Genomic DNA, 24,997 nt, shown 5'->3' with positions numbered 1-24,997 from the left:
GGGTTTCTCGGGGTTGCAGCCTGACTATCGCAGCTTGACCGGACCGGGGCAATCTTGGGCGCGCGGGTTGGACAAGAATGTGAACCTTGGGCGCAGCTTTGCCAAGGATCTCAAACCCACGTTTCGCAAGGGTCAGTCTGCCCCTTGCAGACTCATCCCCTGCGGCGTATATCGCTTGCAACAGCGGTTTCGAGGTCCACACTCGAAGCTACCGATCGTCACGGGCGGGCCGCTTGGCCCGTTTTTTGTTTTTGGAACCTGAATGTCCGATCTGATCGCCAAGACTGCCATCGACCGCCGGCTGGCCGACATCATCACCCCCGTGATCGAGGGGCTGGGATTCGAACTGGTGCGCGTCCGGCTGATGGGGGGGCGGACTCGCGTCTTGCAGATCATGGCTGACCGGCCTGATGGCGGCATTGGCGTTGACGAATGCGGTGCGATCTCCACCGCCGTTTCGGCTGTGCTGGACGTGGAAGACCCGATCGAGGAAAATTACGTTCTTGAGGTTTCATCCCCCGGGATCGACCGGCCTCTGACGCGGCTCAAGGATTTCGAGATGTGGAAGGGCTGGGAGGCCCGGATCGAGACGACCGAACTGATCGACGGCCGCCGCCGCTTCAAGGGTGCGCTGGCCGGTGTCGAAGATGATGAAGTGCTGATCACGATCGAAGAAGCCGGTGCAGATCTGACCATCGGGCTCAAGTTTGACTGGTTGTCCGACGCCAAGCTGATCCTGACGGATGAACTGATCAGCGAAATGCTGCGCCAGAAGAAGGTGCAGGAACCGGCTGACGGCCAGTTTGACGAGATTGAAGAAATTGACGGGGACGAGGACGAAGAGCCTACCCCCGAGACGAAACACTAAGGGCGGGAGTCAAGACCCATGGCAATCACATCGGCCAACCAGCTGGAGCTGCTGCAAACCGCCGAGGCGGTGGCGCGCGAAAAGATGATCGACCCGGAACTGGTGATCCAGGCGATGGAAGACAGCCTCGCCCGGGCCGCAAAGTCGCGTTACGGCGCGGAAATGGACATCCGGGTGAAGATTGACCGCAAGACCGGCCGCGCTTCGTTCACCCGCGTCCGCACCGTGGTTGAAGATGACGCGGTGGAAAACCACCACGCCCAGGTGACGGTCAAGCAGGCCAAATCCTACCTTGCCGATCCCCAGATCGGGGACGAAATCGTGGACGAGGTTCCCCCGGTGGATCTTGGCCGCATCGCCGCGCAATCGGCCAAGCAGGTGATCTTGCAAAAGGTCCGTGAGGCGGAACGTGACCGCCAGTATGAAGAATTCCGTGACCGCAAAGGCACGATCATCAACGGCGCGGTCAAGCGTGAGGAATACGGCAATGTCATCGTCGACATCGGCCGTGGCGAAGCGATCCTGCGCCGGAACGAAAAGATCGGTCGCGAAAGCTATCGGATCGGCGACCGCATCCGTTGCTACATCAAGGACGTCCGCCGCGAACCGCGCGGCCCGCAGGTTTTCTTGTCGCGCACCGACCCGCAGTTCATGGCGGAACTGTTCAAGATGGAAGTGCCTGAAATCTATGACGGCATCATTGAAATCAAGGCCGTCGCCCGTGACCCGGGTAGCCGCGCCAAGATTGCGGTGATCAGCTACGACAACTCGATTGATCCCGTGGGCGCCTGCGTCGGTATGCGCGGCAGCCGCGTGCAGGCCGTGGTGAATGAACTGCAGGGCGAAAAGATCGACATCATTCCGTGGAACCAGGATCAGGCGACGTTCCTTGTGAACGCGCTGCAGCCTGCCGAAGTGTCCAAGGTCGTGATCGACGAAGAGGCCGGCAAGATCGAAGTCGTGGTGCCGGACGAACAGCTTTCGCTGGCCATCGGCCGTCGTGGCCAGAACGTGCGTCTGGCCAGCCAGCTGACGGGCCTAGATATCGACATCCTGACCGAAGCCGAAGAATCGCAGCGTCGCCAGGCGGAATTCGCCGAACGCACCAAGCTCTTCATGGATACGCTCGACGTGGACGAGATGATGGCGCAGCTTCTGGTCGCGGAAGGCTTCACCAACCTTGAAGAAGTCGCCTATGTCGATCTGGACGAGCTGTTGTCCATCGACGGCTTTGACGAAGGCACCGCGGGTGAACTTCAGGCCCGCGCGCGGGATTATCTGGAAGCCGCCAACGCCAAGGCCATGGAAAACGCCCGCACCCTGGGTGTGGAAGACAGCCTTGTCGGCTTTGAAGGTCTGACCCCGCAGATGCTGGAAGCACTGGGCGAGGACGGCATCAAGACGCTGGAAGACTTTGCCACCTGCGCCGACTGGGAACTTGCTGGCGGCTGGACGACCGAAAACGGCCAGCGCAAGAAGGACGAAGGTGTCCTTGAGAAATTCGACATGTCGCTTGAGGAAGCGCAGCACCTGATCATGACCGCGCGTGTCATGCTTGGCTGGGTGGACCCCGCCGATCTGGAACAGCCCGTCGAAGACGACGCGGCCGAAGACTCGGAGGCCGAGGTCTGATTTCAGACCTCGGAACCCCAGGCGCATGACGCGCGGCGGTCGGGAAAAGGATCAGGACGAACCGGAACGCAAGTGCATTGCGACCGGGGAAAGCCAGCCAAAGGCGGGATTGATCCGCTTTTGCGTTGGTCCCGATGGCGTGGTGGTGCCAGATGTGCTTGGCAAATTGCCGGGCCGCGGGATTTATGTCTCGGCCGACCGGGAACTGATCGAGAAGGCGGCGAAGAAGGGGCTTTTCTCTCGCGCCGCACGCCAGCCTGTCAAGGTGCCGGATGGTCTGGCCGATCTGGTGGAGCGACTGATCACCCAGCGGGTGATCGACCTTCTCAGCATGGCTCGCAAGGCAGGTGATGCCGTGATGGGCTATGAGAAGGTGAAGGACTGGCTGGTCAAGGGCAAGGCGGCAACGCTGATCCAGGCCAGCGACGGGTCGGAACGCGGCAAGACGAAACTGCACCCGCCGGAAGGCGCGCGCGGTTTCATCGGTGTTTTGAGCGCAGGGGAAATGGGTTTGGCATTCGGCCGCGAACGTGCGATACACGCCGCGCTTGCCGCTGGTGGACTCAGAACCCGTGTTGTAGAGGAAGCGGCAAAGCTTGCTGGTCTGCGTGGGCAGACAGGCGGGCATGACGGCGGTGATACCGCCATGAAGGATACGTAGGACGCATGAGCGATACAGACGGCAAGAAACCTCTTGGCCTCGGGGGCGCGCCCCGTTCCGGACAGGTGAAGCAAAGCTTCAGCCATGGCCGCACCAAGAGCGTCGTGGTCGAAACGAAACGAAAGCGCGTGGTCGTTCCGACCGCCGCACCCAAGCCGGGAACCCCCGGCGCTGGCCAGTCGGCAGCGCCCACCATTTACGGCGACCCGTCAAAGCGGCCTGCCGGCATCTCTGATGCCGAAATGGACCGGCGGATGGCTGCCCTTCGTGCCGCCAAGGCCCGCGAAGCCGAAGACGCGGTGCGCCGCGCCGAGGAAGACCGCCTGCGCGAAGAAGACCGCGCCCGCCGCCGCGAAGAGATCGAGACGAAAGAACGTGAAGATCGCGAACGCACCGAAGCCCTTCGCCTGAAGGCCGAGGAAGAGGAACGTGCCGCCAAGGCCGAAGCCGCCGCCAAGCTGGCTGCCGCCGAAGCCCGCCGCGCCGATGTGCTTGGCACGCGCCCGCGTTCCGCCACGCCAGCACCAGCTGCCGCCGAGGCGCAGGCCAAGCAGGCCCCGGCAACTGCCACTCCGGGGGGTGATCCGCGCGGCCCGGCCTCGGCCAAGCCCGGCCTCGCGCCGCGCAAGACTGACCGTGACCGTGATGACCGCGCCGACCGTGGTGCCAAGCGGACCGCAGGCGACGATGCGCGCCGCACTGGCAAGCTGACGCTGAATGACGCGCTGGCAGGTGAAGGCGGGCGGCAACGCAGCCTTGCCGCGATGAAGCGCAAGCAGGAAAAGGCCCGCGCCAAGGCGCTTGGTCTGGGTCAGAAGGCCGAAAAGCAGGTGCGCGACGTGCAGCTGCCGGAAACCATCGTGGTCAGCGAACTGGCAAACCGGATGGCCGAACGCGCCGCCGATGTCGTCAAATCGCTGATGAAGATGGGCATGATGGTCACGATGAACCAGTCCATCGACGCCGACACCGCCGAACTTGTGATCGAGGAATTCGGCCACAAGGCGGTTCGCGTGTCGGATGCCGACGTGGAGCAGGTCATCGACACGGTGAAGGACACGGATGAAAATCTGGCGCCGCGCCCGCCGATCGTCACGATCATGGGCCACGTCGACCACGGCAAGACCAGCCTGCTGGACGCGATTCGCAAGGCCAATGTCGTGTCCGGTGAAGCTGGCGGGATCACCCAGCACATCGGCGCCTATCAGGTAACCACGGATACCGGGGCCAAGATCAGCTTCCTTGATACCCCGGGCCACGCGGCCTTTACCTCGATGCGGTCGCGCGGGGCTCAGGTGACGGATATCGTCGTTCTGGTCGTGGCGGCAGATGATGCCGTGATGCCGCAGACGGTTGAGGCGATTGCCCATGCCAAGGCGGCAAAGGTGCCGATGATCGTGGCGATCAACAAGATCGACAAGCACGATGCCGATCCGCAGAAGGTCCGCACGGATCTGTTGCAGCATGAGATCGTGGTCGAAGCCATGTCGGGCGACGTGCAGGATGTCGAGGTTTCGGCCAAGACCGGCAAGGGCATCGATAACCTGCTGGAGGCGATTGCGCTTCAGGCCGAACTTCTGGAACTGCGGGCCAACCCGAACCGGGCGGCAAGCGGTGCCGTGATCGAAGCCAAGCTGGATGTGGGCCGTGGCCCTGTCGCCACCGTTCTTGTTCAGAACGGCACGCTGCGCAAAGGCGACATCTTTGTCGTCGGCGAGCAGTGGGGCAAGGTGCGCGCGCTGATCAACGACAAGGGCGAAACCGTGCTGGAAGCGGGGCCGTCGGTTCCGGTCGAAGTGCTGGGCCTGTCCGGCACGCCCTCGGCCGGCGACACGCTGAACGTCGTGGAAACCGAAGCCCAAGCGCGTGAAATCGCCGACTACCGCGAGAAAGCGGCCAAGGACAAGCGCGCTGCCGCAGGTGCCGCAACCACGCTGGAACAGCTGATGGCCAAGGCCAAGGCTGACCTCTCGGTTGCCGAACTGCCGATCCTTATCAAGGCCGACGTGCAGGGTTCCGCCGAAGCCATCGTTCAGGCGATGGAAAAGATCGGCAACGACGAAGTGCGCGTCCGCGTGCTGCATTCCGGCGTTGGCGCGATCACCGACACGGATGTGGGTCTGGCCGAGGCGTCAAAAGCCCCGATCATCGGCTTCAACGTCCGCGCCAATGCCAGCGCCCGGCAGTCTGCCAACCAGAAAGGGGTCGAGATCCGCTATTACTCGATCATCTATGATCTGGTGGATGACATCAAAGCCGCAGCGTCCGGCCTGCTCAAGGCCGAGGTTCGGGAGAACTTCATCGGCTATGCGACGATCAAGGAAGTCTTCAAGGTTACCGGCGTTGGCCATGTTGCCGGCTGTCTGGTCACCGAAGGTGTGGCGCGCCGGTCTGCCGGGGTTCGCCTGCTTCGCGATTCGGTCGTGATCCACGAAGGCACGCTGAAGACGTTGAAGCGCTTCAAGGACGAGGTGAAGGAAGTCCAGTCCGGTCAGGAATGCGGTATGGCGTTCGAACGGTATGAAGACATCCGCCCCGGCGACGTGATCGAGATCTTCGAGCGCGAAGAAATCCAGCGCACGCTGGCCTGATTTCGGCATCGATCAAACAGGAAGGCCGGGCGTGATGCCCGGCCTTCTTCGTTATGGGGGGGCTCATGCGGCGCGAAGCCTTGGCACGGGTATTCCCGCGAAGGTCTTGTCACCAACCCGAATGAGCAGCTTGCCGTCATCGGTTGTTCCGATGAAAACGCCTTGGATCAGCAGGCTGCTTCCGACCTTTATGGTGCGCAACATCAGGGCACTCCTTGCAGCTTCAGGTTGAAAGAAAAGATGTGGCGATCACGGATAAAGTGCAAGGCCCCTTCACGAGATGTTCAGACCGGGCTCAAAGCCAGTCGCGCAGGATCGGAATGAGCGGCAAATCGGCCGGGGGCATCGGATAATCCCGCAGGGCGCCGGGCTTCACCCAGGCCAGCTTCTGCCCCTCGGTCGGGCGTGCGGTGCCTTGCCAGCGGCGACAGGCAAAAAGCGGCATGAGGAGGTGGAAATCGGGATAGCTGTGGCTGGCGAAGGTCAGGGGTGCAAGGCAGGAGGACCAGGTGTCGATGTCCAGTTCCTCTTTCAGCTCGCGGATCAGGGCGGCCTCGGGCGTTTCGCCGGGTTCGACCTTGCCGCCGGGAAATTCCCAAAGGCCCGCAAGCGATTTACCCTCGGGGCGCTGGGCCAGAAGCACGCGGCCATCAGCATCAATCAGCGCGACGGCGGAGACGAGGACGATCTTCATGCGTGGCCTTTGCTGCGGCGCCGGGGGGTTTCACACCCCCCCGGACCCCCCGTGGGATATTTTTGCAGAGAGGAAGGATCAGGAGCGGTAGTCTGCGTTGATCTCGATGTAGCGGGCGGTCAGATCGCAGGTCCAGACCGAGCGTCTGGCCTTGCCAAGGCCAAGATCGACATGGATCAGCAGTTCGGGCCGAAGCATGTAGTTAGCCCCGTCTTCTTCCCTGTAATCCGGGTTCCGCCAGCCCTTTTCGGCCACCAGGATATCACCGAAGCGGATGGTCAGCAGATCACGCTCGGCCGTGGCGCCGGATTTGCCGATGGCGGCGACGATCCGGCCCCAGTTCGGGTCTTGCCCGGCGATGGCGGTTTTCACCAAGGGGGAGTTGGCGATGGCGAAGGCGGCCTTTGCGGCGTCTGCGTCATTTGCCGCGCCGGTCACCCGCACCTCGACCAGTTTGGTTGCCCCTTCGCCGTCGCGGACCACTTGCAGCGCGAGGTCGCGCATCACACCATGGAGTGCGGTCTCGAAAGCCTTGGCCACCGGGCCTTTCACCTCGGCCGCGTCGGACTGGCCGGTGGCGGCCAGGAGAAGCGTGTCGGAGGTGGAGGTGTCGCTGTCGACGGTGATCGAGTTGAACGTGGCATCCACATTGCGCGACAGCATCTTTTGCAATGCTGCGGGCGCGATCCTTGCATCGGTGAAGATGTAGACCAGCATCGTCGCCATATCCGGCGCGATCATGCCTGACCCTTTGGCGACGCCCGCGATGTGGATCACGCCACCTTCGCCCTGCACGGTAGCCGCAGCGCCCTTGGGGAAGGTGTCGGTGGTCATCATCGCATGGGCGGCCATTTCGATGGCGTCTTCGCGCAGGTCTGCCACCAGAGCGGGGACAACGGCGGTGATCTTGTCATGGGGCAGGGGTTCACCGATCACACCGGTAGAGGAAGAAAACACCCGCGCGGTGGGTATCGACAGCGCCTCGGCCACGGCGCCGGTCACGGCGGCAACGGCCTCGTCGCCGATCTTGCCGGTAAAGGCATTGGAATTGCCCGAGTTCACGATGATTGCCGCGCCCTCGGCCCCGGCCTTCAGCGCAAGTTTCGCCTGACAGTCGCGCACGCAGGCCGACCGAGTGGAAGACCGGGTGAAGACCCCGGCCATCGCCGTGCCGGGCGCAAGGCGGACCAGCATCACGTCCTTGCGGTTCTGATACCGCACCCCGGCCTCGACCGCGGCGAATTCCACACCGCGGATCGGGGGAAGCGCCGGAAAGGCAGCCGGGGCAAGGGGCGAGACGGCTTTTGCCGCCTTTGCCTTGCCCGCCTTTGCCTTGCCTTCCGGCGCTGCCTTCAGCTTGCGCAGCTTTTGCTTCAAGGCCTTTGCTTCGGCCTTCCAGTCGGTCTTGCCCATTCCGCGCCCCCCATTTGGCCTGCGCTGCAGGTTGAAGTGTCAGTCGATCAGCGTAACGTTCTTCAGGATCGTCGGATCAATCCCCTCGCCTTCCCGGGTGACCGTTGCGGCATCTGTCAGTTCCTTCAACCGGGCTTCGATTGCGGCATTCTCGATCTCTGCGGCAAGTTCGTCGCGGATCTGGTCGAGCGGCGGATTCTCAGCGTTGCGCGTTTCCTTGACCAGGACGAGGTGATAGCCGAAATCGGTCTGGATCGGGCCTGCCACTTCACCAACCGTGGCACCAAGGACAGCCTCCTCGAAGGGTTTGACCATGACGCCAACCCCGAACCAGCCAAGTTCGCCGCCATTGGCGCCTGACCCGGTGTCGATGGAGTTGGCCTTGGCCAGTTCGGCAAAATCGGCACCGCCGGCCAGATCGGACTTCAGCTGTTCAGCCTCTTCCAGCGTTACGACCAGAATATGCGCGGCGTTGTATTCGGTTTGTGGGGCTGCATCCATGAAGCGCGCATCATAGGCGGCCTGCAAGGCCGTGTCCGTCACCGCATCGAGGACGATGGCTTCGATCGCAACACCGGATACATAGCCCCGAGTGTCGTTTTCCAGCGTGGCGGCGTGGCGCGGCGACAGATCCTTGACCGACTGGCGCAGCACCTCTTGCTGGACCAACTGGTCCAGGATGCCGTTGAACAGCACATCATCGGGCAGAGACTGATACTGCGGCGGCAGGCTTTCACGCAGGGCAATCATGTGGCCAAGCGTGATCGTCACGCCATTTACCGTCGACACGACGGTATCGGCAGTTTCGCCTTCGGCCCAGACCGGGGTTGCAAGGGCAGCCATCAGCGCAAGGCCCGGCCAGATACGCGCTTGTTTCAGCATTTCACCGTCTCCTGATCGGGCGGGACAGGCCTGCCACGTTGACTATGCCGGGCCGACCCCTTACATCGCGACAGTCGCGTGAGGCGGGGCCGTCCGGCCTTCTACTTGGCTCTTCTATGGAAGGCGTTGAGGGCGGGCAAGTCCGAGAGCCACACGTTGCTGTCAGGAACGTCGCCCCACGGAGAAAACATGCTGGGAATTGGTGCGCTATCGCGGAAGGTTTTCGGGTCACCGAACGACCGCAAGGTGAAATCCGTCCGTCCGCTGGTGGCGCAGATCAACGCTCTGGAGCCCGAGTTCCAGAAGCTGACGGATGACGAGATCATCGCCCGCACCCGTGATTTGCAAAAGCGCGTGCAGGAAGGTGGCGAAAGCCTTGAGGCGGTGCTGCCAGAAGCCTTTGCCAACTGCCGCGAGGCTGCAAAGCGGGCGCTGGGCCTGCGTGCCTTTGATGTGCAGTTGATGGGCGGGATCTTCCTGCATCAGGGCAACATCAGCGAAATGAAGACCGGCGAGGGCAAGACCCTTGTCGCCACCTTTGCCGCCTATCTGAACGCGCTGACCGGCAAGGGCGTGCATGTGGTGACGGTGAACGACTATCTGGCCAAGCGTGACTCGGACTGGATGGGCAAGGTCTATGCGCAGCTGGGCATGACCACGGGTGTTGTCTACGCGCACCAGCCGGATGATGAAAAGCGCGCCGCTTACCGCGCCGATATCACCTATGCCACCAATAACGAACTTGGCTTCGACTACCTGCGCGACAACATGAAGTCGTCGATCGAAGAGATGTCGCAGCGCGGGCATTTCTACGCCATCGTTGACGAGGTCGACTCGATCCTGATCGACGAAGCGCGGACCCCGCTGATCATCTCTGGCCCAAGTCAGGACCGCAGCCCGCTTTACCAGTCGGTCGACACGGTGATCCCGCTTTTGCAGCCAGACCATTACAAGCTGGACGAAAAGGCCCGCAACGTGACCTTCACCGAAGAAGGCAACGAGGCGATTGAAGACCTTTTGTTGCAGGCCGGGATCCTGCCCGAAGGCCAAAGCCTTTACGCCACCGAAAGCACCAGCATCGTTCACCACGTCAATCAGGCGCTGCGGGCGCACAAGCTGTTTCACAAGGACCAGCAATATATCGTCCGCGATGGCGAGGTGATGCTGATTGACGAATTCACCGGCCGCATGATGAAAGGCCGCCGCCTTTCGGACGGGTTGCATCAGGCGATCGAGGCCAAGGAGGGCGTGAAGATCCAGCCTGAAAACGTGACCTATGCCAGCGTCACCTTCCAGAACTACTTCCGGCTTTATGAAAAGCTTGGCGGCATGACTGGCACCGCCTCCACCGAGGCCGAGGAGTTTGCCGAAATCTACGGTCTGGGCGTGGTCGAAGTGCCGACCAACCGCCCGGTGCAGCGGATTGATGAACATGATCAGGTCTACCGCACCGCGCGCGAAAAGTCTGACGGCATCCTGAAATCCATTCAGGAGGCGCATGCCAAGGGCCAGCCGATCCTTGTCGGCACCACCTCGATTGAAAAGTCGGAACAGCTTTCCGCCCTGCTGAAGGGGGCCGGGATCACCCATAACGTGCTGAACGCCCGTCAGCATGAACAGGAAGCCAAGATCATCGCTGACGCCGGCAAGCTGGGGGCGGTGACCATCGCCACCAACATGGCGGGCCGCGGAACCGACATCAAGCTTGGCGGCAACGTGGAATTCAAGGTGCTGGAAGCCATCGCGGCTGACCCGGAAGGTGACCATGTCGCCATCCGCGCCCGCATCGAAGCCGCCCATACCGGCGAGGAAGAGGCCGTGAAGGCCGCTGGCGGTCTGTTCGTCCTTGCCACCGAACGCCACGAATCCCGCCGGATCGACAACCAGTTGCGCGGCCGGTCGGGCCGTCAGGGTGACCCGGGGCGTTCGGCATTCTTCCTGTCGCTGGAAGACGACCTGATGCGCATCTTCGGGTCGGAACGCCTGGACAAGGTTCTTTCGACGCTGGGCATGAAGGACGGAGAGTCCATCGTTCACCCCTGGGTCAACAAGAGCCTGGAAAAGGCGCAGGCCAAGGTTGAAGGCCGCAACTTCGACATCCGCAAGCAGCTTTTGAAGTTCGACGACGTGATGAACGACCAGCGCAAAGCCATCTTCGGTCAGCGGATGGAGATCATGCTGGCCGAACATGTGTCTGATATCGCCACCGACATGCGGCATCAGCTTGTCGAGGATCTGGTCGATCTGAACATGCCGCCGAAAAGCTACCCCGATCAGTGGGACGTGGCGGGGCTGAAGGCCGCTTGCCAGGACATGCTGAACCTTGACCTGCCGATTGCCGATTGGGCCGCCGAGGAAGGCGTTGACCAGTCTGGCGTGATGGAGCGGATCATCGAGGCGTCCGACAAGATGATGGCCGAAAAGGCCGAAGGCTTTGGCACCTCGACGATGGAAACGATCGAGAAGCAGGTGCTGTTGCAGGCGATTGACAGCAAGTGGCGCGAACATCTTCTGCGGCTGGAACATCTGCGGTCGGTCGTCAGCTTCCGTGGCTATGCGCAGCGTGACCCGCTGAACGAATACAAGACCGAGGCGTTCCAGCTGTTCGAGACCCTGCTGAACTCTTTGCGTGAGCAGGTGACCCAGCAGCTTTCACGCATCCGTCCGGTCACCAAGGAAGAACAAGAGGCGATGATGCGGCAGATGCTGGCGCAGCAGCAGGCACCGCAAGCTACGGTAACGGCTGCGGCCGAAACACCCGAACCTGCAATGGCGGGTGTGGCCCCTGCGGCAGCGGTTGGCGCGGCACTGGCTGGCTTTGATGCGGCAGACGCGTCCACTTGGGGAAATCCGGGGCGCAACGATCCCTGCCCCTGCGGATCGGGTGAGAAGTTCAAGCACTGCCACGGACGTCTTGTCTGACTGTTTGCGGCTCATCCGGGCCAGTCAGGCCCGGGCCATCTGTGGCAAATTAGTGGCAAGACGAAGAATCTTAGCGCAAAAAAGCCACCGCATCGCCCGGTTTGCCCCTTAAGTGTCTCAGAAGTGATTCGAGTTGAGGTGGCTGGAATGATCGGCCGTAAGCGGATTTTGCGGGTTGTTGCTGTGTTGTCTGTCGCTGTAGCGGCTGGCGAACTGGTGGAAACCCTGCGTCCCACAGTTGCAACTGCACGTCTGGAGGCGGCCGTTTCGGTTGGCCAGCCAGAACTGACTGCCGCAATCGGCACTCCGGGGAACAGCCTTCCCGGATCCGCGTCGCTTGACGACGGAACGGGCGATGGCCTGCCAAGACTGACCGGCATTACCCCCGTTGCCGCTACGGCCGAGGGGCGGGGACCGCAGGCCTGTGATGTGGCGCTGGGCCTTACGGCGGCGGCCGGGGCGATGATCGACCTTGCACTGTCGGCGCCTTGCCATCGCGGCGAACGTGTCGTGATCCGCCACTCTGGCCTGTCCTTTACTGCAGTCACCCCCCCTGAGGGCCAACTGCGCCTGCAAATTCCGGCGTTGGAGGCCGACGCCCTTGTTGCCGCCTATTTTGACGGGTCGGAGATGACACTTGCGACCGTGTCGGTTCCTGACGCTGCCGCGCATGTCCGCTTTGGGGTTCAAATGCATCTGCCCGCACAATTCGATCTGCGCGCGGAAGAGAACGGTCAGGTCTTTTCCGGCAGCAGCGGGGGAAGGACTGCGGATGGCGGCCTCCGCAAGATCGCCTTGCTGGGAACGGCCAAGGTCGCCCAGCCGTTGCTGGCTCAGGTCTATACCCTGCCGGCTGACGACCCTTCGTCAGCCGATCTTACGGTCGAACTTCGGATCACGCCTGAAACCTGCGGGCGGACGCTGCCGGTCGAAACGATCCTTGCCCGTGGTGGAAAAGTGACCTTGGCGACACTGGCCGTGGAAGTGCCACTTTGCGGCACTTCTGGTGACATTCTGCTGTTGAAGAATCTTCTCCGCGACCTGACACTCGCCGCTCCAAGATAGGGGCCAATCTGGCAGGCAATGGGTTTCAAGGCGGCAGTCGCGGCAGCATCTGCCGCCATTTTTTGCATAAATTCGGCCTTTGCGCAGGACGTGACACTTGTGGCGCGCGAAGGGGGCATCGTGCTGACCGGCTCGCTTCAGGCCTATGATGGCGAATTCTACCGGATCGAAACCTCATACGGGATGCTGACTGTTGATGGCCAGGGCGTGATCTGCGAAGGCCCGGCCTGCCCGGACCTTGCCGCGCCGAAGGCCGTGATCCGGGTGGTTGGTGCAGCCGACCCCGCAGCGGCCCTGTTGCCCAGCTTGTTTCGCAGCTTTGCCGAGCGACGCGGCCTGATCTACGAGACAACCCCGGGGGATGGCTTTCAAGCCCGGATTCTTGACCCCGACAGCCGCAATGAGCTGGCGGTGATCAGCTTTCGCGCCATGCCGCCCGGCGCCGCGACGGCTGCCCTTTCGTCTGGCGATGCGGATCTGAAGCTGTCGTTTCTTTCCGAGCGCGGATTTGGCACCCACAGCGTTGCGATGGATGCGCTTGTTGCCATCGTTGCCCCGGACAATCCGACACCGCAGATTTCGACAGTCAATCTTGCCCGCGTCCTGACGGGCGAGGTCGACAACTGGTCGGCCATTGGCGGACCCGACATGCCCATCGTCCTGCATGCCCTCAGGCCCGAAACGGAACTACAGCAAGCCCTGTCAGCACGGCTTGGCGCGCCCGTTGCTGCCGCAACCCTGCACCTTGACCAGCAAAGTCTGGCCGACGCCGTTGCCAAAGACCCTTGGGCCATCGGGATCACCGGCAGGTCCACCAGCCTGCCGGCCCGGCAGATTCCGCTGACCGACAGTTGCGGTTTTCCGTTGCTGCCCACTCCGCTTGCCGTCAAGGCCCAGGACTACCCGCTTTCGCTGCCGGTCATCCTTCTGGCCCCGCAGCGGCGCTTGCCGCTTTTGGCGCGGGAGTTTCTGGATTTTCTGCGCACCCCGGCTGCGCAATCCGTGATTTCCGCCAGCGGCTATATCGATCGTTCCGCCTCCAGCCAGCCGATGACGGCGGACGGTCTGCGCCTGATCAACGCCATTCAAGGCGCAGGCGACGACATCACCTTGGCCGATCTGAAGCGGCTGGTGAACCTGATGGATGGCGCGGACAGGCTTTCGCTGACCTTCCGGTTCGAAGATGGATCGTCAACGCTCGATGCCCAGTCCCGTGATAACCTTGCCGATCTGGCGCAACTGATTGCATCGGGCCGATTCCGCAATCAACGCATGGTGCTGGCAGGGTTTTCGGACGGCTCTGGTCCGGCGGCGGCCAATCTGGCGCTGTCGGTGGAACGTGCGGCCAAGGTGGCGCAGGAACTGGCCGTCATTGCCCCCGATCTGCCAGTTTCAGCCCTGCCAGCCATCGAAGGCTTTGGTGAAGCGCTGCCCATGGCCTGCGATGAAACCGCGATTGGTCGCCAGTTGAACCGCCGGGTGGAGTTGTGGCTGGTGCCAGATTTCGGGCTACCGTCAGTCAGCGCTGATCCGGCCACCCCTTGATCTGGTTGCCGTGGCAGGGCGTGCCTGTAGCCGAGGCGACCGCTCAAAGATAGCCGCTGGACCGAAAGCTGAGCTCGCGGGATTTGCCGATGATCAGATGGTCATGCAGGACAAGCCCAAGCGCGGCGCAAGCGTCTTGCACCTGCCGGGTCATCGACAGATCGGCTTCGGAAGGCGTCGGGTCGCCGGAAGGGTGATTATGGACCAGAATCAAGGCGCTCGCGTTCAGTTCCAGCGCCCTCTTGACCACCTCTCGCGGGTAGACAGGCACATGGTCCACCGTGCCTTTGGCCTGTTCCTCATCGGCGATCAGCACATTCTTGCGGTCAAGGAACAGCACGCGGAACTGTTCTGTTTCGCGGTGCGCCATCGTGGTGTGGCAATAATCCAAAAGCGCGTCCCAACTGGACAGAAGCGGCTTTTGCATCACCCGCGCCCGCATCATCCGTTGGGCGGCGGCTTCGACCAGCTTCAATTCAAGCACCACGGCGGGGCCTGCGCCCTTGATCATCTGTAGCCGCGCAGGGGAGGCGGTGATGACCCGGTTGAAGTCGCCGAACGTGTCCAGCAGCAGCCGGGCAAGGGGTTTCACATCCTGCCGGGGAATGGCGCGGAACAGGACCAGTTCCAGCAGCTCATAATCCGGCATGGCAGCGGCGCCACCTTCAAGAAACCGCGCCCGCAGCCGGGTGCGGTGATCCGCGATGTAGCTGGGAAGTCTGGCCATCACGGGTGCAAAGGCAGCTTCGTCCCCGTCAACTGGCGGGGAAAGCTGCGGAAACAGGGAATCGCTGAAGCCGGAAGGTAATGCCATGGACAGACCCTGCCGCCGCAACTGTGAATGAATGGTAAATACCGCCCGATTGCTTGCAGATTTCCCTGCTTGGCCCTAGAGCAGGGCTTGGTCAGCCGGGGGAAACCGATGTCAACCGCGATGCATTACTTCCGCTGGGCCTTCCTTGTCACCGGGGTCGGCCTGCTTCTGTCGGTCTGGCTGGGCTTTGCCTATAGCGGCACGTTGTCAGGTGCGCTTGGTTTCCTGTTCATCGGCGTGGTCCTTTCGGTGCTTGAGATCAGCCTTTCCTTCGACAACGCCATTGTGAACGCCAACAAGTTGCAGGAAATGACACCGCTTTGGCAGCGCCGTTTCCTGACATGGGGCATCCTGATTGCCGTTTTCGGCATGCGGATCGTCTTTCCGGTCCTGATCGTGGTCTTCGCCGCCAAGATCGGCCCGATCGAGGCCTTGCGGCTGGCGGCCTCGGAACCCGAGGAGTATTCCCGCATCGTGGGCGAGGCGCATCTGTCCATCGCGGCCTTTGGCGGGGCCTTCCTGATGATGGTCGCGCTTAAATACTTCTTTGACGAAGGCAAGGATATCCACTGGATCGCCATGATCGAACGGGCGATGTCGCGGTTTTCGTCGGTGCAGGGGCTGGAGCTGGCCATCGTTCTGACGATCATCCTGATCTTCGCCACGATCATGCCCGAAGCGGTTCTGGCGACCTTCCTTTATTCGGCTGTGGCCGGGTTGGTCACCTTCCTGATCGTCGATGTCATCGGCCATATCCTTGACCGGGCCGACAAGGCCGCCGACCTTGCGGTCAAGGGCGGGATCGGGGCGTTTCTTTACCTTGAGGTGCTTGACGCTTCGTTCAGCTTTGACGGCGTGATCGGGGCCTTCGCCCTTACGCAGAACCTGTTTCTGATCGCCATCGGTCTGGGCGTCGGCGCGATGTATGTCCGGTCGATGACGATCATGCTGGTCGAGCGCAAGACCCTGTCAGAGTTTCGCTATCTGGAACACGGGGCCTTCTGGTCGATCTTCGTGCTGGCTTGCGTGATGTTCGGCCAGACGCTTGCCCATATTCCCGAGGTTATCACCGGTCTGCTTGGCGCGGGGTTCATCGCGGTGGCGTTCTGGTCTTCGATCCGCTGGCGTCGCCTGAACGGGGATAGCCACGACGAATTGATCGCCGACCAGTCCCCGTAAGCCGCAGGATGCACGGCAACCGGACCCATTGTCAGGGTCCGGTGCCATTGTCGGGGAAGATCAGCCCTTCATCCCGTCCCAGAACCCCTTCACCTTCGAGAAGAAGGACGAGGATTCCGGGTTGTTTTCTTCCGACAGCGCTTCAAATTCGCGCAGAAGCTCGCGCTGGCGGCTGGTCAGGTTGACCGGGGTTTCCACGGCAAGCTCGATCACCATATCGCCGGTGTTGTTGCTGCGCAGGGCAGGCATGCCCTTCAGTCGCAACCGCATCTGCTTGCCGGTCTGGGCGCCTGCCGGAACCTTGACCCTGGCCTTGCCACCATCAATCGTCGGCACCTCGACCTCGCCACCAAGGGCGGCTGTGGGCATGGAAACGGGGACGCGGCAAAACAGATGCACGCCGTCGCGCTGGAAGATCGCGTGGTCCTTGACCTCGATGAAGATGTAAAGATCACCGTTCGGGCCACCGCGCAGGCCTGCCTCCCCCTCACCCGCAAGCCGGATACGGGTGCCAGTTTCCACCCCCTGCGGGATGTTGACCGAAAGGGTGCGCTCCTTCTGCACCCGGCCATGGCCGCCGCAGTTCCGGCAGGGGTTCTTGATGATCTGGCCCATGCCGTTGCAGGTGGGGCAGGTGCGTTCCACAGTGAAAAAGCCCTGCTGGGCGCGAACCTTGCCCATGCCCGAGCAGGTGGGACAAGTGACAGGTTCAGCCCCGCCTTCCGCGCCGGACCCGCTGCACACGTCACAGGTGACGGCTGTGGGAACCGAGATGGTCTTCTGGATGCCGTTATACGCCTCTTCCAGCGTCACGCGCAGGTTATAGCGCAGGTCTGACCCACGCTGAGCCCGGCTGCGGCCGCCGCCGCCGCCCCCACGGCCCCCCATGAAATCCCCGAACAGGTCTTCGAACACATCCGAGAAGGCCGAAGCAAAATCGCCCTGCTGGCCATAGCCGCCACCGGGGCGCGGCCCGCCGCCCATGCCGCCCTCAAAGGCCGCATGACCAAAGCGGTCATAGGCGGCTTTCTTTTGTTCGTCCTTCAGAACCTCATAAGCCTCGTTCACCTCTTTGAACTGGGCCTCGGCCTGTGGATTGTCAGAGTTGCGGTCAGGGTGCAGCTCTTTCGCCTTCTGGCGATAGGCCTTCTTCAACTCATCAGCCGAAGCACCCTTACTGGCACCCAAGACTTCGTAATAATCGCGCTTTGCCACGGCAAAACCCCCAAACCGAACCGGAGGGGGGCGGTCCGTTGCCGGACCGCCCCCTTTTCCGGTTCACGCGGTGTTACTTCCGCTTGCTGTTGCCCAGATCTTCGAAGTCGGCATCGACGATATCATCGTCATCCACCGGGCGCGGTTCTTCGTCACCGCCGCCACCTTCGGACTGGTTGGCCTTGTAGATCGCCTCACCCAGCTTCATCGCGGCTTCGGTCAGGTTCTGGATCCCGCTGCGGATCTTGCCCGCGTCTTCACCCTTGAGCGCGTCTTCAAGCGGGCTCATCGCCAGTTCGATCGCCTCAACCGTGGAGGGGTCAACCTTGTCACCGTGGTCGGCAAGCGACTTCCGGGTCGAGTGCAGCAGGCTTTCGCCCTGGTTCTTGGTTTCCACCAGTTCCCGGCGTTCCTTGTCAGCCTCGGCATTCGCCTCGGCGTCGCGGACCATCTTTTCGATCTCGTCATCCGACAGACCGCCGGACGCCTGGATCGTGATCGCCTGCTCCTTGTTGGTGCCTTTGTCCTTGGCTTTCACCGACACGATGCCGTTGGCGTCGATGTCGAAGGTCACCTCGATCTGCGGCACGCCACGCGGGGCGGGCGGGATCTGTTCCAGATTGAACTGGCCCAGCATCTTGTTGTCGGCGGCCATCTCGCGTTCGCCCTGGAAGACACGGATCGTCACCGCGTTCTGGTTGTCTTCGGCGGTGGAGAAGACCTGAGACTTCTTGGTCGGGATCGTCGTGTTGCGGTCGATCAGGCGGGTGAAGACACCACCCAGCGTTTCGATGCCCAAGGACAGCGGAGTCACGTCCAGAAGGACCACGTCCTTCACGTCACCTTGCAGCACGCCAGCCTGAATGGCAGCGCCCAATGCCACGACTTCGTCAGGGTTCACACCTTTGTGGGGTTCCTTGCCGAAATACTTGGTCACTTCCTCGATCACGCGGGGCATGCGGGTCATGCCGCCGACCAGAACCACTTCGTCGATGTCGTCCTTGGAAACGCCCGCATCCTTCAGCGCGGCCATGCAGGGCTTGATCGACTTCTTGATCAGATCCTCGACCAGGCTTTCCAGCTTGGAACGGGTCAGCTTGACCACCAGGTGCAGGGGCTGCCCGGTGTTCTTGTCCATGCTGATGAACGGCTGGTTGATTTCGGTCTGGCTGGCCGAAGAAAGCTCGATCTTGGCCTTTTCGGCAGCTTCCTTCAGACGTTGCAGCGCCATCTTGTCCAGAGACAGGTCAACGCCATGCTCTTTCTTGAACTCATCCGCGAGGTAGTTGACGATCCGCATGTCGAAATCTTCACCGCCAAGGAACGTGTCCCCGTTGGTGGATTTCACCTCGAACAGGCCGTCGTCGATTTCGAGGATGGTGATGTCGAAGGTGCCGCCGCCAAGGTCATAGACGGCAATGGTCTTGGTCTCTTTCTTGTCGAGGCCGTAAGCCAGCGCCGCGGCCGTCGGTTCGTTGATGATGCGCAGCACCTCAAGACCCGCGATCTTGCCTGCGTCCTTGGTGGCCTGACGCTGGGCGTCATTGAAATAGGCCGGAACGGTGATCACGGCCTGGGTGACGGTTTCACCCAGATAGCTTTCCGCGGTTTCCTTCATCTTTTGCAGGATGAAAGCCGACACTTGGCTTGGCGAATACTTCTCGCCGCGCGCTTCGACCCATGCGTCGCCATTGCCGCCGTTAACGATCTTGTACGGCATGTTCTTCTGGTCTTTGAGGATCACCGGATCATCAAACCGACGCCCGATCAGGCGCTTGACCGCGAAGACGGTGTTGGTGGCGTTGGTGACGGCCTGCCGCTTGGCAGCCTGCCCGACCAGACGTTCCGAGTCGGTGAAGCCGACGATCGAAGGCGTCGTGCGTGCGCCTTCCGAGTTTTCGATGACCCGGGGCTGCGAACCATCCATGATGGCAACGCAGGAGTTGGTGGTCCCGAGGTCAATACCGATGACTTTGGCCATATGCGTATCCCTTTACTTCAGGCGATGTTCCGGCGCGGACCCGTGCATATCGGCATCCCCGCCATGATGAGGCGACAGGTCTGGCGGCCTGCCGTCGTGCCAGCCGTATATAGGCAGGTGCAAATGCCCCTGCAACGTCTGCAATACACAGTCTGTGGTGAATCTTCATCGCGCCTGCTGCAAATTCGGCCAAAGCGTACCGTTGGCAGCCTGCATCAGCGAAGCGCCAGTGTGCAGCAGCCCGAAAGGCGCCTGCCGTCGGGGCCGTTCAGGAAGACGTCCAGCGCAATGCCATAGGTCATGTCCGACATGCCGTCGCTGCAATCGGCCGGACGCAGCACGGCCAGACCATCCGGCAAGGCAATCGCCGCAGCGGGGGACCAGGGTTTTCCGGGCCATGTATCACCGATCCGGTCAATCAGGGGGGCCGGGACTTCCGGACTTTTTCGGGTGATCAGACCGTTGGCGGCATCAAGTTCCAGCGACCAGAACGGCTCGGTTCCAAAACAGAACAATGGTTGTTGCAGGGTGAACCAGGCAGCCCCATCGTCCCGCATGAGGTAGGACAGCGCCACATGCCCTGTCCCTTCGCCGCTGTTGATCTTCGCCCAGCCGTCGGTGACCGAAACAACCTCGACTCCGGAGGCGTCGAACGGAAGCGTCCCGATGATCGGCGCGGCAGGATCGGGGGCGGCCCGGATGTTGAGGCTGTCATCCGGGGCAACACCCGAAACAGAAAACAGCGCCGGAAAGTCCTGCGCCGCAAGCGGGCTGGGCAAAACGCCTGCGAAAAGGAGGAAAAGCAGAAGGGAAGTGCGGATCAACGGCGTTTGTTCCAGCTTGCCGAGGCATGTTGGCGGGTGAAGAATTCCGCCATCAGGCCAATCATGATGCAGACCATGGCCACATAAAGCGGGTAATCGATCGACGTGTAGCGTGGGGCATAGTTGAGGAACATGTAACCCCGCCCCTGATCTATGGTGTGAAACAGCGGGTTCCAGTCAAACATCGCGCGTACGCTTGCCGGGGTGTTGTTGGCCAGAAGCATCTTGCCCGACGCAATCATGTTCACCCGCATGATGATGATGGTCAGGATGCCAATCAGTTCCGGCTGCCAGGGTTTCGCCGCCAAGAGGACCATGCCGATCCCCACGCCGGAAATCCACGAAATCAGGAAGACGCCAAGAAGCTGCACCGGTTCATCGATAGAGATCGGCGTGAAGACCGCGTGATAGGTAAACAGGATCACCGCCGCCGAGAGCGTCTGCTTGTACAGCGTGGACAGAGCCGCCCCGCAGATCGAGATGATCGGATTCATCGGAGCATGCATCATCATCGCCGATGTCGGCCCGTCCGCACCGGCAACCGCGCCGATGGACTTGATATGCGTCATGAACATGAAGACGCCCGACATAACATAAAGCATGAAGTCGCCGCGCACCGCGATGCGGCGCAGGCCCAGAAGTTCGAACATCGTATACATGATGATGACCATCAGAAGCGACTGGATGATGGTCAGCACAAGGCCCAGAACCGCATTTCCGTTGGTCTTGCGCATGTCGCGGACGGCGGCATGGAAGATCAGTTCAAGGGTTTCGAACCCCGTCCCGAATGTTGTCTTCCTGCGGCTTGCGTGGCGGAACATCTGATCAATCCTGTCAGCTTTCGCACCTTGTGCAGGGAAACCTTGCCGATCCGTTAGTGCCGAAGGATAAAGGCGGCGGACAAGTTGTTCAATCGCCGTGATCGTTCCGACAGGAGAAGTAATGAACCGTGCAACTCTGGTGCCACTCATGCGCCGACTCGCGCTGGAGGCGGGCGACCGTATCATGCAGGTCTATAACGGCCCCGAATTCGAGGTACGCGCCAAGGGTGATGCCAGCCCGGTGACCGAGGCCGACGAAGCCGCAGATGCCGTGATCTCGGCCGGGCTGCGTGCGGCTTTTCCGGACGTGCCGCTGATCACCGAGGAGCAGGCTGACAGTCATTCCCTGATCGCCCGGACCTTCCTGATCGTCGATCCCTTGGACGGCACCAAGGAATTCGTCCAGCGGCGTGGCGATTTCACGGTCAACATCGCCTATGTGGAAGACGGGGTGCCGGTCAGCGGTGTTGTCTATGCCCCGGCGCAGGAGCGTCTGTTTTACACCCTTGCCGATGGAACTGCCGTGGAGGAAACCGGCCCCTTCGACAAGGCGACGCCGGGCAAGACCCGGCCGCTGCGCGTTTCGCGCCCGGACAATGCGGCGCTTATGGTCGTGGCCTCGAAGTCGCACCGTGATCAGGCGACGGACGACTATATTTCGCGCTATGCGGTCAGGGACATGAAATCTGCCGGCTCCAGTCTGAAGTTCTGCCTTGTCGCCACGGGTGAGGCTGATCTTTACCCCCGCCTTGGCCGCACGATGGAATGGGACACGGCAGCCGGTGACGCCGTATTGCGCGGGGCTGGCGGGCATGTGGTGCGCTTTGATGACCACTCTCCGCTGGGCTATGGAAAGCGCGGCTGGGACAATCCGTTCTTCATCGCCCATGCCCCGGGGGTGGTGTTGAAATGAAGACCCTTGTTGCCATTCCTGCCCGCTATGCCTCGACCCGCTATCCCGGCAAGCCGCTGGTCTCGTTGCGTGGGCCGGATGGGGAAAAGACCCTGATCCGCCGCAGTTGGGAGGCAGCGATGTCGGTGCGTGGCGTCGACCGAGTGGTCGTGGCGACGGATGATGCCCGAATCGCCGACCATGCGGCAGAGTTCGGGGCCGAGGTCGTGATGACCTCGCCCGCTGCGCGCAACGGCACCGAACGCTGCGCCGAGGTTGCCGCGGTCCTTCCTGGTTTCGACGTCATCGTGAACCTTCAGGGTGACGCCCCGCTCACGCCGGCATGGTTTGTCGAGGCGCTGGTCAAGGGCCTTGCCGCCAACCCGGCCGCCGACATCGCCACCCCGGTACTGCGCTGCGATGGCCGCGCCGTGGCAGGCTTTCTGGCCGATCGCCGCGCAGGGCGTGTAGGTGGCACGACTGCGGTCTTCGGTGCCGGTGGCCGAGCATTGTATTTCTCCAAGGAAGTGATTCCCTACACCGGTCGCGACTATGCCCCGGATGAGCCAACCCCCGTCTTCCACCACGTCGGCGCCTACGCCTACCGCCCGGCCGCACTTGCCGCCTACAGCGCCTGGCCAATTGGCCCGCTGGAGACGCTGGAGGGTCTGGAACAGCTTCGTTTTCTGGAAAACGGCCGGAACGTACTTTGCGTCGAGGTGGAATCGCAGGGGCGCGAGTTCTGGGAGCTGAACAACCCTTCGGATGTTGAGGTGATCGAAGCGATGCTCGCAAAGCAGGCGGCGGCGCGAGAGTAGCGGCTTCTGGCGTCCTGCGCCGGCATGTCATGAATATTTTTCGTGCGTAGCGGGATTATGCCGTGCAAATTGGCGATGTTGCCGCGCGCTTGCCCGGATAAGGTCAGATTCACCTGCTCTAAGTGTGCTGTTGACAAAAGTTCGGGCCGCAGCGTCGGCCCTTTGTGCGCAGGAACGGATCGAACATGAAGACGAAGAAAATCACCAAGGCCGTATTTCCTGTGGCGGGTCTTGGCACGCGGTTCCTTCCGGCAACCAAGTCGATCCCGAAAGAGATCATGACGCTGGTTGATCGCCCCTTGATCCAATACGCAATCGACGAAGCCCGCGCTGCCGGGATCAAGGAGTTCATCTTTGTCACCTCACGCGGAAAATCTGCACTTGAGGACTATTTTGACCACGCTCCCGAACTGGAAAGCGCCCTGCGCCGATCGGGCAAGGACGAACTGCTTGAGGTGCTGAAAGGCACCAACATGGATTCGGGCGCAATCGCCTATGTCCGGCAGAACCGGCCGTTGGGTCTTGGTCACGCCGTCTGGTGCGCGCGCCGTCTGATCGGCAACGAACCCTTTGCGGTCCTGCTTCCTGATGACGTGATTGCCGCCGAACGCCCCTGTCTGCAACAGATGGTTGAGGCGCATGCCGAAACCGGCGGCTGCATGGTTGCCGCGATGGAGGTAACGCCAGAACGCATTTCCAGCTATGGTGTGCTGGATGTGGAGGATGAGAGAGGTTCCGTCGTCAAGGTCAGGGGCATGGTCGAAAAACCGAAGGCAAGTGAAGCACCATCGAACCTTGCCGTCATCGGTCGCTACATCCTGACACCGAAAGTCCTGACCAACCTCAATCGGATGAAGCAGGGTGCAGGCGGGGAAATCCAGTTGACCGATGCGATTGCCGAGGAAACCGGAAGCAAGGCCGGTGTTCATGGTCTGCGGTTCCGGGGTCAGCGCTATGACTGCGGGTCCAAGATCGGCTTTCTTCAGGCGACGGTTGCGTTTGGCCTGTCGCGCCCGGAATTCGGAGTGGAGTTTGAGACTTTCCTGCACGAGCTGATGTCCATGCAGAAGGCGGCGCAGTAAGCCTTGGAGCCTGCCACCGCCCCAAGACAACGCCTGCCCAGTGCCTGCCCGATCGGACAATTGCCGGAACCGGGCCTTGGGGCGTGGTCGCCCTGGCAAGCCTATCGGCTGCGCCTGCGGCGCCGGGCGCTTCTGTTGCGCGCGGCACGCCGTCGCGGGCAATTGGTGCCGGTTGCCGACCGGACGGCAGAAATCACCCCCGAAGATGTCCTTTGCTTCATGTGCGTCCGGAACGAGGCTTCGCGCCTTCCCTTCGCGCTGAACCACAACCGCCGCCTTGGAGTTCGTCATTTCCTGATCGTGGACAACGCCAGCACTGACGGTACGTCTGCTTTGCTGGCCAGCCAGCCGGATGTTTCGCTTTGGCGCACCGGTGCAAGCTACAAGGCCGCGCGCTTCGGGATGGACTGGCTGACATGGCTGATGTTGCGGCACGGGCATGGCCATTGGTGCCTGACGCTGGATGCCGACGAGATCCTGATCTACCCCTACTGGCAAAGCCGTCCGCTTGCCGCGCTGACAGAATGGCTTGACCGGCAAGGTCATGCGTCTTTTGGCGCGCTGACGGTGGACATGTATCCTGAAGGGGCGGTGTCGCAGGCGGGCCATACCCCGGGGGACGACCCCATTGACCGGCTGGGCTGGTTCGACAGCGGCAATTATCAGGTGCAGGTCCAGCCAAGGATGCGCAATCTTTGGGTGCAGGGCGGCGCTCGGGCGCGCGCCTTCTTTGCCGACAGCCCGCGCAAGGCCCCGACGCTGAACAAGACGCCGCTGGTCCGCTGGCACTGGCGCTATGCCTATGTGAACTCCACACATGCCTTGCTGCCGCCCCACCTGAACGAGGTTTATGACACCACGGGCGGTGAACGCACGTCCGGCGTCCTGCTGCATACCAAGTTTCTGCCCGAAATCCTTGACCGTTCGGCCGAGGAAAAGTCGCGCGGCGAACATTTCGCCGATGGTGCGCAATACGCAGCCTACTATGATCGGCTTGCCGCGGACCCGGTGTTGCATTGCGCGCGATCCACCCGTTACACCGGTTGGCGGCAAATGGAGGCGCTTGGCCTGATGTCACGTGGTGGCTGGATATGACGG

General features: G+C 61.9%; 21 protein-coding genes. 12 read left to right on the top strand and 9 right to left on the bottom strand.

Annotation, left to right across the window (positions count from 1 at the left end; all coding sequences use genetic code 11):
* Positions 1-262 precede the first annotated feature (262 nt).
* Genes rimP through infB form a run of 4 tightly spaced genes read left to right on the top strand, consistent with a single transcriptional unit; the run spans position 263 to position 5,752 of the window.
* Positions 263-868, top strand: coding sequence for a ribosome maturation factor RimP (gene rimP, locus QUV21_RS06930; RefSeq protein WP_300853908.1), 606 nt, complete (start codon positions 263-265; stop codon positions 866-868).
* A gap of 18 nt (positions 869-886) precedes the next feature.
* Positions 887-2,500, top strand: coding sequence for a transcription termination factor NusA (gene nusA, locus QUV21_RS06925; protein WP_300853907.1), 1,614 nt, complete (start codon positions 887-889; stop codon positions 2,498-2,500).
* A 25-nt stretch (positions 2,501-2,525) separates the two neighbouring features.
* The gene (locus QUV21_RS06920; RefSeq protein WP_300853906.1) at positions 2,526-3,161 is read left to right on the top strand and encodes an RNA-binding protein; all 636 of its coding nucleotides are present in this window, start codon (positions 2,526-2,528) and stop codon (positions 3,159-3,161) included.
* 5 nt (positions 3,162-3,166) lie between these two features.
* On the top strand, positions 3,167-5,752 hold the full coding sequence (gene infB, locus QUV21_RS06915; RefSeq protein WP_300853905.1) for a translation initiation factor IF-2: 2,586 nt from the start codon (positions 3,167-3,169) through the stop codon (positions 5,750-5,752).
* A gap of 63 nt (positions 5,753-5,815) precedes the next feature.
* Here the strand turns inward: infB and QUV21_RS06910 are convergent, their stop codons facing one another.
* The 4 genes from QUV21_RS06910 to QUV21_RS06895 form a co-directional block, all read right to left on the bottom strand.
* On the bottom strand, positions 5,816-5,956 hold the full coding sequence (locus QUV21_RS06910) for a hypothetical protein (RefSeq protein WP_300853904.1): 141 nt from the start codon (positions 5,954-5,956) through the stop codon (positions 5,816-5,818).
* Between the two features lie 91 nt (positions 5,957-6,047).
* Positions 6,048-6,446, bottom strand: a complete 399-nt coding sequence (locus tag QUV21_RS06905; RefSeq protein WP_300853903.1) for a (deoxy)nucleoside triphosphate pyrophosphohydrolase — start codon at positions 6,444-6,446, stop codon at positions 6,048-6,050.
* Between the two features lie 78 nt (positions 6,447-6,524).
* Positions 6,525-7,859, bottom strand: a complete 1,335-nt coding sequence (argJ, locus tag QUV21_RS06900) for a bifunctional glutamate N-acetyltransferase/amino-acid acetyltransferase ArgJ (RefSeq protein ID WP_300853902.1) — start codon at positions 7,857-7,859, stop codon at positions 6,525-6,527.
* A gap of 39 nt (positions 7,860-7,898) precedes the next feature.
* Positions 7,899-8,741, bottom strand: coding sequence for a peptidylprolyl isomerase (locus QUV21_RS06895; RefSeq protein WP_300853901.1), 843 nt, complete (start codon positions 8,739-8,741; stop codon positions 7,899-7,901).
* Positions 8,742-8,930: 189 nt separating this feature from the next.
* Here QUV21_RS06895 and secA point away from each other — a divergent pair, with 189 nt between their 5' ends.
* The 3 genes from secA to QUV21_RS06880 all read left to right on the top strand — a co-directional run bounded on the left by secA (position 8,931) and on the right by QUV21_RS06880 (position 14,273).
* Positions 8,931-11,663 (top strand): preprotein translocase subunit SecA, encoded by a 2,733-nt coding sequence (gene secA / locus QUV21_RS06890; RefSeq protein ID WP_300853900.1) that lies wholly within the window; start codon positions 8,931-8,933, stop codon positions 11,661-11,663.
* Positions 11,664-11,810: 147 nt separating this feature from the next.
* Complete coding sequence (locus tag QUV21_RS06885) at positions 11,811-12,728, top strand: hypothetical protein (RefSeq protein WP_300853899.1); 918 nt, start codon at positions 11,811-11,813, stop codon at positions 12,726-12,728.
* Between the two features lie 18 nt (positions 12,729-12,746).
* Positions 12,747-14,273: a phosphate ABC transporter substrate-binding/OmpA family protein gene (locus QUV21_RS06880; RefSeq protein WP_300853898.1), complete on the top strand. Its 1,527-nt coding sequence runs from the start codon at positions 12,747-12,749 to the stop codon at positions 14,271-14,273.
* Positions 14,274-14,316: 43 nt separating this feature from the next.
* Here QUV21_RS06880 and radC read toward each other — a convergent pair whose 3' ends face one another.
* Positions 14,317-15,087: a DNA repair protein RadC gene (gene radC / locus QUV21_RS06875; protein ID WP_300853897.1), complete on the bottom strand. Its 771-nt coding sequence runs from the start codon at positions 15,085-15,087 to the stop codon at positions 14,317-14,319.
* 108 nt (positions 15,088-15,195) lie between these two features.
* Here radC and QUV21_RS06870 point away from each other — a divergent pair, with 108 nt between their 5' ends.
* A complete protein-coding gene (locus QUV21_RS06870) occupies positions 15,196-16,266 on the top strand; it encodes a DUF475 domain-containing protein (RefSeq protein WP_300853896.1) in 1,071 nt (356 codons plus the stop codon).
* A 60-nt stretch (positions 16,267-16,326) separates the two neighbouring features.
* Here QUV21_RS06870 and dnaJ read toward each other — a convergent pair whose 3' ends face one another.
* From dnaJ to QUV21_RS06850, 4 genes are all read right to left on the bottom strand, one after another.
* Positions 16,327-17,481 (bottom strand): molecular chaperone DnaJ, encoded by a 1,155-nt coding sequence (gene dnaJ, locus QUV21_RS06865; RefSeq protein WP_300853895.1) that lies wholly within the window; start codon positions 17,479-17,481, stop codon positions 16,327-16,329.
* A 73-nt stretch (positions 17,482-17,554) separates the two neighbouring features.
* Entirely contained in the window at positions 17,555-19,462 is a 1,908-nt protein-coding gene (gene dnaK / locus QUV21_RS06860) for a molecular chaperone DnaK (RefSeq protein ID WP_300853894.1), read from the bottom strand.
* Between the two features lie 215 nt (positions 19,463-19,677).
* Complete coding sequence (locus tag QUV21_RS06855) at positions 19,678-20,286, bottom strand: SH3 domain-containing protein (RefSeq protein WP_300853893.1); 609 nt, start codon at positions 20,284-20,286, stop codon at positions 19,678-19,680.
* On the bottom strand, positions 20,283-21,107 hold the full coding sequence (locus QUV21_RS06850) for an ABC transporter permease (RefSeq protein ID WP_300853892.1): 825 nt from the start codon (positions 21,105-21,107) through the stop codon (positions 20,283-20,285). The genes QUV21_RS06855 and QUV21_RS06850 overlap by 4 nt, the downstream gene beginning before the upstream one ends.
* A gap of 121 nt (positions 21,108-21,228) precedes the next feature.
* On the opposite strand from QUV21_RS06850, the gene cysQ reads away from it, so the two are divergent.
* The 4 genes from cysQ to QUV21_RS06830 all read left to right on the top strand — a co-directional run bounded on the left by cysQ (position 21,229) and on the right by QUV21_RS06830 (position 24,994).
* A complete protein-coding gene (gene cysQ / locus QUV21_RS06845; RefSeq protein ID WP_300853891.1) occupies positions 21,229-22,020 on the top strand; it encodes a 3'(2'),5'-bisphosphate nucleotidase CysQ in 792 nt (263 codons plus the stop codon).
* Positions 22,017-22,817, top strand: coding sequence for a manno-octulosonate cytidylyltransferase (locus tag QUV21_RS06840; RefSeq protein ID WP_300853890.1), 801 nt, complete (start codon positions 22,017-22,019; stop codon positions 22,815-22,817). Before cysQ ends, QUV21_RS06840 begins: the two co-directional genes overlap by 4 nt.
* A 185-nt stretch (positions 22,818-23,002) precedes the next feature.
* On the top strand, positions 23,003-23,899 hold the full coding sequence (gene galU, locus QUV21_RS06835; protein WP_300853889.1) for a UTP--glucose-1-phosphate uridylyltransferase GalU: 897 nt from the start codon (positions 23,003-23,005) through the stop codon (positions 23,897-23,899).
* A 3-nt stretch (positions 23,900-23,902) separates the two neighbouring features.
* Positions 23,903-24,994 (top strand): glycosyltransferase family 2 protein, encoded by a 1,092-nt coding sequence (locus tag QUV21_RS06830; protein WP_366907655.1) that lies wholly within the window; start codon positions 23,903-23,905, stop codon positions 24,992-24,994.
* Positions 24,995-24,997 lie beyond the last annotated feature (3 nt).

The organism is Tabrizicola sp. (assembly GCF_030373185.1).
Classification (GTDB): Bacteria; Pseudomonadota; Alphaproteobacteria; order Rhodobacterales; family Rhodobacteraceae; genus Tabrizicola.
Note: the sequence above shows the minus strand (reverse complement) of the source record. Positions and strands in the feature narration are given on the sequence as shown.